This is a genomic window from Streptomyces corchorusii, assembly GCF_001514055.1.
Lineage (GTDB): Bacteria > Actinomycetota > Actinomycetes > Streptomycetales > Streptomycetaceae > Streptomyces > Streptomyces olivaceoviridis.
On record NZ_KQ948353.1, the window covers coordinates 317,553 to 329,742 of the forward strand.

The 12,190-nt window shown below is 73.5% G+C and carries 9 protein-coding genes; 7 read left to right on the forward strand and 2 right to left on the reverse strand.

The genetic code is table 11. From position 1 onward, the window contains the following. Window positions 1-145: 145 nt before the first annotated feature. Together AQJ11_RS08640 and AQJ11_RS08645 are read right to left on the reverse strand one after the other, a co-directional pair. Window positions 146-3,520, reverse strand: a complete 3,375-nt coding sequence (locus AQJ11_RS08640; protein WP_059262461.1) for a pyruvate carboxylase — start codon at window positions 3,518-3,520, stop codon at window positions 146-148. 204 nt (window positions 3,521-3,724) lie between these two features. Then, window positions 3,725-4,564 carry a hypothetical protein gene (locus tag AQJ11_RS08645; protein WP_059262462.1) on the reverse strand — a complete coding sequence of 280 codons (840 nt, stop codon included), beginning with the start codon at window positions 4,562-4,564 and terminating at the stop codon, window positions 3,725-3,727. Between the two features lie 486 nt (window positions 4,565-5,050). On the opposite strand from AQJ11_RS08645, the gene AQJ11_RS08650 reads away from it, so the two are divergent. From AQJ11_RS08650 to AQJ11_RS08680, 7 genes are all read left to right on the forward strand, one after another. Further along, complete coding sequence (locus AQJ11_RS08650; protein WP_059262463.1) at window positions 5,051-6,892, forward strand: ATP-binding protein; 1,842 nt, start codon at window positions 5,051-5,053, stop codon at window positions 6,890-6,892. Then, a complete protein-coding gene (locus AQJ11_RS08655; RefSeq protein WP_014676781.1) occupies window positions 6,889-7,296 on the forward strand; it encodes a roadblock/LC7 domain-containing protein in 408 nt (135 codons plus the stop codon). The genes AQJ11_RS08650 and AQJ11_RS08655 overlap by 4 nt, the downstream gene beginning before the upstream one ends. A gap of 41 nt (window positions 7,297-7,337) precedes the next feature. Then, window positions 7,338-7,685, forward strand: coding sequence for a DUF742 domain-containing protein (locus tag AQJ11_RS08660; protein ID WP_014676780.1), 348 nt, complete (start codon window positions 7,338-7,340; stop codon window positions 7,683-7,685). Next, the gene (locus AQJ11_RS08665; RefSeq protein ID WP_237281045.1) at window positions 7,666-8,304 is read left to right on the forward strand and encodes a GTP-binding protein; all 639 of its coding nucleotides are present in this window, start codon (window positions 7,666-7,668) and stop codon (window positions 8,302-8,304) included. The genes AQJ11_RS08660 and AQJ11_RS08665 overlap by 20 nt, the downstream gene beginning before the upstream one ends. Further along, a complete protein-coding gene (locus AQJ11_RS08670) occupies window positions 8,301-9,512 on the forward strand; it encodes a cytochrome P450 (protein ID WP_059262464.1) in 1,212 nt (403 codons plus the stop codon). The genes AQJ11_RS08665 and AQJ11_RS08670 overlap by 4 nt, the downstream gene beginning before the upstream one ends. Before the next feature lie 107 nt (window positions 9,513-9,619). After that, entirely contained in the window at window positions 9,620-10,846 is a 1,227-nt protein-coding gene (locus AQJ11_RS08675) for a cytochrome P450 family protein (protein ID WP_059262465.1), read from the forward strand. A gap of 196 nt (window positions 10,847-11,042) precedes the next feature. After that, window positions 11,043-12,032: an aldo/keto reductase gene (locus AQJ11_RS08680; protein WP_059262466.1), complete on the forward strand. Its 990-nt coding sequence runs from the start codon at window positions 11,043-11,045 to the stop codon at window positions 12,030-12,032. The last annotated feature ends 158 nt before the right edge of the window (window positions 12,033-12,190 follow it).

Sequence of the window (12,190 nt, forward strand, 5' to 3'; positions counted from 1 at the left end):
CGCCGGGCGATCAGCGGCACCGGCCCGGACGCGGGAAGCCTGCTGTCGCCGGTTGCGCCCGTGGGGCACCGCGCTCCCGTCGAGTGCCCGGCATCCGGCACCGGTCCGACCACGCGTCGCCCCCCCGGCGGCGGGGGCAGCAGTGTCAGGCCAGTTCCGCCAGGAGGTCGCCGCCCTCCACCTGCTGGATGCGGTTGATGGCGAGGCGGGAGACGCGGCCCGCCTTGGGGGCCGTGATCGTGGCTTCCATCTTCATGGCCTCGATGGTGGCGATCGTCGCGCCCGCCGCCACCTCGTCGCCCTCGGCGACGGCCAGGGTCACCACACCGGCGAAGGGTGCCGCGACATGGCCGGGGTCGGAGCGGTCGGCCTTCTCCGTGACCGGGATGTCGGAGGCCGCCGCCCGGTCACGGACCTGGATGGGCCGCAGCTGGCCGTTGAGCGTGGACATCACGGTTCGCATACCGCGCTCGTCGGCCTCGCCGATCGCCTGGAGCTCGATCAGCAGCCGGACGCCGGGCTCCAGGTCGACGGCGTACTCCTTGGCCGGGCGCAGGCCGTAGAAGAACGCCTTGCTGTCGAGGACGCTGGTGTCGCCGAAGGACTGGCGGTGCGTCTCGAACTCGCGGGTGGGGCCGGGGAACAGCAGCCGGTTGAGGGTGGCCCGGCGGTCCTTCGCCAGCCCCTCGCGGTCCTCGGCGGACAGCTCGGGCACGGGCTTGGGCGCCGCCCTCCCCTGGAGCGCCTTGGTGCGGAACGGCTCAGGCCAGCCCCCGGGCGGGGTGCCCAGCTCGCCGCGCAGGAACCCGATCACCGAGTCCGGGATGTCGAACTTGTCGGGGGTCGCCTCGAACGCGTCCGGGGAGACCCCGGCGCCCACCAGGTGCAGGGCCAGGTCGCCGACGACCTTGGAGGACGGGGTGACCTTCACCAGCCGGCCGAGGATGCGGTCGGCGGCGGCGTACATCGCCTCGATGTCCTCGAAGCGGTCGCCGAGACCGAGGGCGACGGCCTGGGTGCGCAGGTTGGACAGCTGGCCGCCGGGGATCTCGTGGTGGTAGACGCGCCCGGTCGGGGAGGCGAGGCCGGCTTCGAACGGGGCGTAGACCTTCCGGACGCCCTCCCAGTACGGCTCCAGGTCGCCGACCGCCTGGAGGTCCAGGCCGGTGGGCCGCTCGGAGTGGTCGGTGGCGGCGACGATCGCGGACAGCGACGGCTGGGAGGTCGTACCGGCCATGGAGGCCACCGCGCCGTCGACCGCGTCGGCCCCGGCCTGGATCGCGGCGAGGTACGTGGCGAGCTGGCCGCCGGCGGTGTCGTGAGTGTGCAGGTGCACGGGCAGGTCGAACTCGCGGCGCAGCGCCGAGACGAGCCTGGCGGCGGCCGGGGCGCGCAGCAGGCCGGCCATGTCCTTGATGGCGAGGACGTGGGCGCCGGCCTCGACGATCTGCTCGGCGAGGCGCAGGTAGTAGTCGAGGGTGTAGAGGCGCTCCGACGGGTCGTTGAGGTCCGCGGTGTAGCAGAGGGCGACCTCGGCGATCGCGGTGCCCGTCTCGCGTACGGCGTCGATGGCGGGCCGCATCTGGCCGACGTCGTTGAGGGCGTCGAAGATGCGGAAGATGTCGATGCCGGTGGCGGCGGCCTCCTGCACGAAGGCGTCGGTCACCTCGGTCGGGTACGGGGTGTAGCCGACGGTGTTGCGGCCGCGCAGCAGCATCTGGAGGCAGATGTTGGGGACGGCCTCGCGCAGGGCGGCCAGCCGCTCCCAGGGGTCCTCGGCGAGGAAGCGCAGCGCGACGTCGTAGGTGGCGCCGCCCCAGCACTCCAGGGAGAGCAGTTGCGGCAGGGTGCGGGCGACGACCGGGGCGACGGCGAGGAGGTCCTTGGTGCGCACCCGGGTGGCGAGCAGGGACTGGTGGGCGTCGCGGAAGGTGGTGTCGGTGACGCCGATGGTCGGCGACTCGCGCAGGTGCCGGGCGAAGCCCTCGGGGCCGAGGTCCACGAGGAGCCGGCGGGAGCCGGCGGGCGGCTCGCCCGCGGGCAGCGGCGGCAGCTTGGTCAGCGGGTCGAGCAGGTCGGGCCGCCGGCCGTGCGGCTGGTTGACCGTCACGTCGGCGAGGTAGGTGAGCAGCTTGGTGCCGCGGTCGGCGGACGAGCGGGCGGTGAGCAGGTGCGGGCGCTGCTCGATGAAGGAGGTGGTGACCCGGCCGGCCTGGAAGTCGGGGTCGTCCAGGACCGCCTGGAGGAAGGGGATGTTGGTGGCCACGCCCCGGATGCGGAACTCGGCGACCGCGCGCCGGGCCCGGCCGATCGCGGCCTGGAAGTCACGGCCCCGGCAGGTGAGCTTGACCAGCATCGAATCGAAGTGCGCGCTGATCTCCGTACCGGCGTGGGTGGTACCGCCGTCGAGGCGGATGCCGGAGCCGCCCGGGGAGCGGTAGGCGCTGATCCGGCCGGTGTCCGGGCGGAAGCCGTTGGCAGGGTCCTCGGTGGTGATGCGGCACTGGAGGGCGGCGCCGCGCAGGGTGACCGTGTCCTGGGAGAGGCCGAGGCCGGCGAGGGTCTCGCCGGAGGCGATCCGCATCTGGGCCTGGACCAGGTCGACGTCGGTGACCTCTTCGGTGACGGTGTGCTCGACCTGGATGCGCGGGTTCATCTCGATGAACACGTGGTTGCCGTCGCGGTCGAGCAGGAACTCGACGGTGCCGGCGTTGCGGTAACCGATCTCGCGGGCGAAGCGGACGGCGTCGGCGCAGATCCGGTCGCGCAGCCGCGGGTCCAGGTTGGGCGCGGGGGCCAGCTCGATGACCTTCTGGTGGCGGCGCTGGAGCGAGCAGTCCCGCTCGAAGAGGTGGATGACGTTGCCCTCGCCGTCGGCGAGGATCTGCACCTCGATGTGGCGGGGCTCCACGACGGCCTTCTCCAGGAAGACGGTCGGGTCGCCGAACGCGGAGGCGGCCTCGCGGGAGGCGGCCTCGATGGATTCGCGGAGCTGGGCCGGGTCCTCCACGCGGCGCATGCCGCGCCCGCCGCCGCCGGCGACCGCCTTGACGAAGACGGGGAAGCCGATCCGCTCGGCGGCGCGCACCAGTTCGTCCACGTCGGTGGAGGGCTGGGAGGAGCCGAGGACGGGCACGCCCGCGGCGCGGGCGGCGGCGACCGCGCGGGCCTTGTTGCCGGTCAGCTCCAGGGTGGCCGCGCTGGGGCCGACGAAGGTGATGCCGGCTTCCTCGCAGGCGCGGGCCAGTTCGGGGTTCTCGGACAGGAAGCCGTACCCCGGGTAGACGGCGTCGGCGCCCGCCCGGCGGGCGGCGCCCACGATCTCCTCGACGGAGAGGTAGGCCCGCACCGGGTGGCCCGGCTCCCCGATCTCGTACGCCTCGTCGGCCTTCAGCCGGTGCAGCGAGTTGCGGTCCTCGTGCGGGAACACGGCGACGGTGCGCGCGCCGAGTTCGTAGCCCGCCCGGAACGCGCGGATCGCGATCTCTCCACGGTTGGCGACCAGCACCTTGCGGAACATCCTGGATTCCCTTCAGCTGCCTGCCGGCGACGAACACCCTGGTGTCAGCCACACCTGCCGTATTCGCGGCCACCTTAGGGGGTGCCCGTACGGGTCGATGTGCGAAAACCATCACACCGACGGGGTGGGCGGCGCCACACGGGCGCGCCGGGCCGGGCGGGTCGGAAGGGGCGGCGCGGCGCGGGCTGCCCCCGCCGAGTCGGACTAGCGTTCGAGGGAATGCGCCGAGACCTTGGCCTGGGCAGGTCCGGGGCGGTCGGCCGTCGGGGTGGGGCCGGGGCCGGGCGGGGGTGTGCGCGAGGGCCGTCGACGCGTGGGCCGCGGGAGCCGTACGGCGGCACGCAGCCGCTCCCCCCGGCCGTGCAGCAGACCGAGGACGATCGCCGCGGCCACCGCGATCAGGTGCTCGCGGCCGGCCAGGTTGGGCACGGCGACGGACTCCCACACCATCGAGCCGCCGGTCAGCGTGAACACCACGGGCGCGCGCCGGACCACCGAGAGGTAGGTGAACAGGCCGACCACGGCCGCGGAGGGCCCGGTGTCCAGGACCTGCCCGGCCTCGGGCGGCAGTCCGAGGCCCCACCAGCCGGGCCCCAGCGCGATCATCAGACGGGCGGTGAGGGTGCCGGCCAGGGTGGTGGCGTAGGCGATCACCAGGGTCCGGACCCGGCCCAGTGCCAGTTCGGCGAGGGCGAAGGCGAGGAACAGCTGGGTGATGCCCGCCCATACCGGCAGGTCGAGCGCGGGGACGTACAGCGACACGGGGGTGCGCAGCAGGGACAGCCACAGCGGAAGCTCGGCCCGGACCCCGCCGAGCCGCTCCACCCACCCCGCTCCCGTGGGGTGCTGGGCGATGTCGTGGAAGAAGACGACGCCGAACGCGGCGACGAAGGCCAGCAGCAGCCCGGACAGTCCGCGCCGCGCGAGCCGCCGCACCGGGTCGACGACGATGGCGTGCCACTCGCCCCACAGCGTCCGCCCGGTGAACCGGGCGAGCCGCGCGAGCGGCGGGCGGACTCGCGGCGTGCGCCCTTCAGCGGTCATGAGACACGGCAGCCCGTCGCCGTCGGTTCCCCGTCACGCGCATCGCCCCCTCCACCTCGCTCCCGGCGGTCCGGCCGTGCGAGGCGTTCCGTCCGCCATCCGTCCGCTTCGGGCGTGATCGTGCGGATGCACGGATCGCTCCGGTCCGACCCGCCCCTCCGTGCAGTCCAGCGAGCCGGGAGGCGGGCGTCAACATCCGTCGCGAGGGCACGCCGGTGTGGGAAGACCCACAGGCGTACGGCGCGGAAACCAGGGGCCGGGAGGCAACCGGCACCCCCGCGGAACCGTCCCCGGACACAGGCGTTTCCGGGGCCGCGGTTCGGAAGTAGCGCAGAACCTTTCTGTTTAGATCAAGAACTCTCGTATAGTGACCGCCAGTTCACCACCGGTGTTACGCCTCACCACCGTTGGCACGCCTTGCCACCCGACGTTCCTGCCCGCCCCGCCCCGACCCGCCGTCTCCGCCGCAAGGATCAGACCGGACCGATGACCGCGCCCACGCATCCCGGCGACCGATCTTCCCTCCGTACGTTCGTCTCCGCCCTCGCCGTGACCGGTGTGCTGTCGGCGCTCGTGCTCTGCGCGGCCGTGGCGGCGGCGCCGGACTCCGTGCGCACCCCGCTCGCCGCGGGCGGGGGCGTGGCAGCGGTGGTGCTCAGCGCGGCGGTGGCCACCGCCGCGCACGCCCTGCGGACCGCGCGCGGCACCCGGCGCAGGCTGGAGAGCGTCACCCAGGACGTCGGACGGCTGCTCCAGCAGCAGGCCCGTACGGCCGAGGAGGCGCGCCGGGAGCAGCAGCGGCTCATCGACGAACTCGCGCAGCAGCGCACCGAGTTCACGGAGTCGTTCGCGGCCGAACGGGCGCGCCTGGAGGAGGACGGCGCACGGGAGCTGGACCGGCTCGCGAAGGAGAACGCCCGTCTCTCGGGCGAGTTGGAGCGGGCCCGGCGGGAACGGGCGGCCGCGGTCGCCGCGACCTCCAACGTCGCCGCCCGGATGCAGGCCCTCGCCACGGCGACCCTCGCCGACCTGCGGGCGATGGAGGACCGGCACACCGACGAGGACGTGCTGGCCGACCTGCTCCACCTCGACCACCGCACCGCCCAGGCCGGCCGGCTCGCGGACTCCATCGCCGTGCTCACCGGGGCGCGTTCGGGCCGCCGCTGGGCACGGCCGATCGGGATGGAGTCGATCCTGCGCGGCGCGATGGGGCGGATCGCCGGGTACCGGCGGGTGCGGGTGCACTCGGTCAGCGAGGCCGCCGTCGCCGGGCACGCCGCCGAGGGCGTGATGCACGCGCTCGCCGAGATCCTCGACAACGCCGCCAACTTCTCGCCGCCGACCGCCGAGGTCCACGTCTACGTGGAGGAGGTGCCGGCCGGGGCCATCGTGTCCGTGGAGGACAGCGGGCTGGTGATGGGCGAGGTGCAGCTGCGCCGCGCCGAGCGGGCGGTCTCCGGTGACGTGGACGGGCTCGGCGGTCTGACCGGCACCCGGCTCGGGCTCGCCGTGGTCGGCCGCCTCGCCCGCAAGCACGGGCTCAAGGTGTCGTTCCGGCCGTCGGCGCGCGGCGGCACGGGCGTGCTGCTGCTCATCCCGCAGGAGATCCTGACCAGCCCCGCCGCACCCGCCGAGCCGTCCGCCGCGGCCCCGAAGCCGCGGAGCGGCCCGTCCGCGCCGGCACCGGCCGCCGTGGACACCGCCGTCGTCCACGAGCCCGCCGCGCCGCCGGAGGAGGGCCCGGCCGGTCTGCCCAGGCGTCGCCGGGGCCGCACCCTCGCCCGAGCGGAGCGCGCCCGGACGGCGCCGGACACGCCGGAGCACCGTACGGCCCGGGGTACCGCGGACCACCGCACCGCGCCGAGCACCGGCACACCCGGCACCGCAGCGGCCCCCGCCCAGCACGACACCGCACCGGACGACGCGCGGCACCGCACCGCGCCGAGCGACGCCGAGCGCCGCACCGCGCCGGACACGGCCGAGCACGACACCGCGCCGGACCCCACACGGCACCACACGGCACCGGCCGCCGACGTACCCCGCGCCGCCCCGGCCTCCGACGCGGGCAGGACCCGCGCCGCCCGCTTCAGCAGCTTCCGCCAGGCGGTACGCCCGTCCGCGCCGGGCGCCCGCCGCACCGACCCCACCGCGGACCAGTCCCAGAACCACCCCACCGGTCCCTCGCACACCACGGCGCCGGACGAGCGAGCCGCCACCCCGCCGCCGGACGGTGTGCCGGCCGGCGACCCCTCGCACGGCGCCGACGAACACGGCTCCCCCACCCCCTCCCACCCGCACGCGTACCCGGAAGGCGACACCACTTCATGACCGGCCCGACCACCGCCGACGACAAGCTCACCTGGCTCCTGGAGGGCCTGCTGGAGAGGACCCCGGGTGCCCGGCACGCGCTCGTGCTGTCCCGGGACGGGCTGAAGCTGTGCCGTACGCCGGAGCTGAGCGTCGACCAGGCCGACCAGCTGGCCGCGATCGCCGCCGGCATCCAGTCGCTGTCGCACGGCGCGTCCGTGGAGTTCGGCGACGGCAGCGGAGGTGTGCGCTCGGCGATGACGGAGTTCTACGGCGGTGTGCTGTTCATCGTGGAGGCGGGCGCCGGCGCCCATCTGGCCGTGATCGCCACGGAGGACGCGGACGCCGGCGTCATCGGACACAACATGAGCGAGTTGGTGGAGCAGCTCGGCGAGCACCTCACCGCTCCGCCCCGCACCTCATGAGCCGACCGGACAGCGACAGGCCGGACATGGACCGTCCGAGCATGAACCGCCCGGGCCGGGACGACGCCCCCGACCGGCTGTACACCATCACCCAGGGACGCACCCGCACCGGCCCCGACAACCCCTTCGACCTGGTCACCCTCGTGGTCGCCGAGTCGGAGCCGGCGGCCGGCATGCAGTCGGAGCACGTGGCGATCCTGGAGCTGACCCGGTTCCCCGCCTCGGTGGCGGAGATCGCCGCCGAACTGCGGCTGCCCGTGGGCATCACCAAGGTGCTGCTGTGCGATCTGCTCGCGGCGGGCCGGGTCAGCGCCCGGCATCCGCGCAGGCCGGCCATTACCGATCCCGACATCCTGGAGCAGGTGCTCGTTGGACTCCGCAATCTCTGACGCGCGCACTCCCGCGCGCACCCCGTTGGGTGCCACCGCCGACCACGGTTTCAAGATCGTGGTCGTGGGCGGTTTCGGCGTCGGCAAGACCACGCTGGTCCGCTCGGTCAGCGAGATCCGCCCCCTCAACACCGAGGAGACGATGACGCAGGCCGGTGCGACGGTGGACGACATCCGCCAGGTGCGCGGCAAGTCCGGCACCACCGTCGCCTTCGACTTCGGCCGGATCAGCCTGGACGCGCGCAATGTGCTGTACCTGTTCGGCGCGCCGGGCCAGGAGCGGTTCTGGTTCCTGTGGGACCGGCTGTTCTCCGGCACGCTCGGGGCGGTCGTCCTGGTGGACACCCGGCGCATCGACGACTCCTGGTACGCCATCGACCGGCTGGAGCAGCACGGCACGCCGTTCATCGTGGCCTGCAACGACTTCGGGGGTCCGGTCCGCGCCGGCGCGGACGTCCGCGAGGCCCTGGACCTGGACCCGCAGGTGCCGCTGGTCGACTGCGACGCCCGCTCCCGGGAGTCGGGCAAGCAGGTGCTGATCACGCTGGTGCAGCACGTGAAGAACCGGTACGCCGACCCGTCCGCGCGGACGGTCCTGCCCCGACGGGAGTTCGTGTGACCACGCCCGACGCCGTCCCGCTGAGCGGGCCCCGGTTCCAGACCGAACCCGCCCGTCTGTACCGGGAGATGCGGTGCGACCACGGCGCCGTCGTGCCGGTGCTGCTCGACGGCGGCATCCCGGCCTGGCTGGTGCTCGGCTACCGGGAACTGCACCAGGTGACCGGTGACCCGGTGCTGTTCAGCCGGGACTCGGACCTGTGGAACCAGTGGGAGAACATCCCCGCGGACTGGCCGCTGCTGCCCATGATCGGGCACAAGCAGCCGTCGATCCTCTACACGGTCGGCGAACGGCACCGGCAGCGCGCGGCGATGATCAGCAACGCGCTGGAGGAGGTGGACCCGTTCGAACTGCGCGCGCACGCCGAGCGGTTCGCGGACGAACTGATCGACGCGCTGTGCCCGGCGGGCGAGGCCGATCTGGTGGCGCAGTACGCGATGCTGCTGCCGGTACGGGTCCTGGCCCGGCTGTACGGCTTCCCGGACGAGGACGGTCCGGGGCTGGTCACCGCCCTGAACGACATGATCGACGGGCGGGAGCGGGCGCTGGCCGGGCAGGCCCATCTGGCCGCGTCCATGGCGCAGTTGCTGGCCGACCGGAGGAAGGAGCCGGCGGCCGACGTGGTCTCCCGGATGCTGGCCGACGACAGCGGGTTCAGCGACGAGGAGATCGCACAGGACCTGATGGTGATGATGGCGGCCGGGCACCAGCCGACCGCCGACTGGATCGGCAACTCGCTGCGGCTGATGCTGACCGACGACCGGTTCGCCGCCTCCCTGTTCGGCGGGCGCAACAGCGTCGCCGAGGCGATGAACGAGGTGCTGTGGGAGGACACGCCGACGCAGAACGTGGCGGGCCGCTGGGCCGCCCGCGACACGCACCTCGGCGGCCGGCGCGTCAAGGCCGGTGATCTGCTGCTGCTCGGTCTGCAAGGGGCAAACTCCGACCCGCAGGTGCGGACCGACGCCTCCGCGCTGACCGGCGGCAACAACGCGCACTTCTCCTTCGGCCACGGCGAGCACCGCTGCCCGTTCCCCGCGCAGGAGATCGCCGAGGTGATCGCGCGGACCGGTATCGAGGTGGTCCTGGACCGGCTCCCGGACATCGATCTGGCGGTGCCGGCGGAGTCCCTCACGCGTCGGCCCTCGCCCTGGCTGAGGGGACTGTCCGGGCTGCCGGTCCGGTTCAGCCCCGTGCCCGCCCGCTGACCCGCGGCGCCCCGGCCGACCCGCTGTTCCGCCGCCGGCCCGGGGGCCGTCCCCGGACCGGAGCCGTACCCGCCGTACCCGACCCCTGCCCTGGGAGGCACGTCACGATGACGACCGGTACCGAAGCACCCCGCATCGCCCTCGATCCCTTCGTCACCGACCTGGACGCCGAGAGCGCGGCGCTGCGCGCGGCCGGCCCGCTCGCCGCCGTCGAACTGCCGGGCGGTGTCCCGGTGTGGGCCGTCACCCACCACGCCGAGGCCAAGGCGCTGCTCACCGACCCGCGGCTGGTGAAGGACATCAACGTCTGGGGCGCCTGGCGGCGCGGTGAGATACCCGCGGACTGGCCGCTGATCGGCCTGGCCAACCCGGGCCGCTCCATGCTCACGGTGGACGGCGCCGACCACCGCCGGCTGCGCACCCTGGTCGCACAGGCGCTCACCCCGCGCCGGGTGGAGCGGATGCGGGAGCGGATCGAGAAGCTCACCCAGGACCTGCTGGACGCGCTGCCGGCGGACGGCGGGACCGTCGATCTGAAGGCGGCCTTCGCCTACCCGCTGCCGATGTACGTCATCGCCGACCTGATGGGCATCGACGAGGGCCTGCTGCCCCGGCTGAAGGTGCTGTTCGAGAAGTTCTTCTCCACGCAGACCGCGCCGGAGGAGGTCGTCGCCACCCTCACGGAGCTGGCGCAGATCATGGCGCGGACGGTGGCGGCCAAGCGGGCCGCGCCGGGCGACGACCTGACCAGCGCGCTGATCCTCGCCTCGGAGGACGGCGACCGCCTCACGGACGAGGAGATCGTCTCCACCCTCCAGCTCATGGTCGCGGCGGGCCACGAGACCACGATCTCGCTGATCGTCAACGCCGTCGTCAACCTGTCCACCCACCCCGAGCAGCGCGCCCTGGTGCTGTCCGGCCGGGCCGACTGGTCCGCGGTCGTCGAGGAGACGCTGCGCTACTCCACCCCCACCTCGCACGTCCTGATCCGCTTCGCGACCGAGGACGTACCGGTCGGCGACAAGGTGATCCCGGCCGGGGACGCGCTGATCGTGTCGTACGGCGCGATCGGCCGGGACGAGGGTGCCCACGGCCCCACCGCCGGAGAGTTCGACATCACCCGCGCCACGAGGAACCGGCACATCTCCTTCGGCCACGGCCCGCACGTGTGCCCCGGCGCCGCCCTGTCCCGCCTGGAGGCGGGCGTCGCCCTGCCCGCGCTGTACGCCCGTTTCCCCGGCCTGGACCTGGCGGTCCCCGCGAGCGAACTGCGCAACAAGCCGGTGGTCACCCAGAACGACCTGTTCGCACTGCCGGTACGGCTGAACCCGTGACGCGGCGGAACCCCGTCCCGCCGGGCACGGCTTGACTTCGAGAGCACTCCAGCTCGTAGCGTCGCAGAGCACCGGCGCGCGCGGCCCGCGCCCGGCTCCCCCACGGGATGCCGGGTGCCGGATTCCGTCGCTAGATGGAAGCAGGCCCTCGCGCCCGGAGAACGACCGACGAGTGCACGAAAGGCTGTGACCCCACATGCAGAAGCGCAGGCTACGGGACCTCCAGGTATCGGCCATCGGGCTCGGATGCATGGGCATGTCCGCCTTCTACGGTTCCACCGACCAGGAGGAGGGCATCGCGACCATCCGGCGTGCCCTCGAACTCGGCATCGACTTCCTCGACACCGCGCAGGTCTACGGGCCGCTCACCAACGAGTCGCTCGTCGGTGAGGCGATCAGGGGCCACCGCGACGAGTACGTCATCGCCACGAAGTTCAACTACCGGATGGACGACGCCGTCCCCGGCGACATGAGCACGGTCGGCCGGCAGGACGGCTCGGCCGAGCATGTGCGCAGTTCGGTGCACGGCTCGCTCCAGCGGCTGGGCACCGACCACATCGACCTGTACTACCAGCACCGGGTCGACCCGAACGTGCCCATCGAGGAGACGGTCGGCGCGCTGGGCGAGCTGGTCGCCGAGGGCAAGGTGCGGTACATCGGGCTCAGCGAGGCGAGCGCCGAGACCATCCGGCGCGCGCACGCCGTGCACCCGGTCACCGCGGTGCAGAGCGAGTACTCGCTGTGGTCGCGGGACGTGGAGGCCGAGGTGCTGCCCACCTGCCGGGAGCTGGGCATCGGCTTCGTGCCGTACTCGCCGCTCGGCCGGGGTTTCCTCGCGGGCCGCTTCACCTCGCCCGACGAGCTGGACGAGAACGACTTCCGGCGCACGAACCCGCGGTTCACGGAGGCCAATCTGGAGGCGAACCTGCGGCTGGCGGAGAAGGTGAAGGAGATCGCCGCCGAGAAGGACGTGACCCCGGCCCAGCTGGCCATCGCGTGGGTGCTGGCCCAGGGCGAGGACCTGGTGCCGATCCCGGGCACCAAGCGCCGTACCTACCTGGAGCAGAACGCCGCCGCGGTGGACATCGAGCTGACCGAGGACGACCTGGCCCGCATCGACGCGGAGCTGCCCGCGGCGGCAGGTGAGCGGTACGACGAGGCCGGGATGAGGGCCGTCAACCGCTAGAGGGCCGAGTGCGGGACTCCCCGCCGGTGCGGGGGGGTGGCCGATCGACGGCCCCCTCCTCGTACCAGGACGGACCGGCCGGAACCGGACGTGTGAGGAACCCCACGCGCGCTCCAACCACCGTACGACCGAGGCTGTTTGACGGATGTGACCGGGTG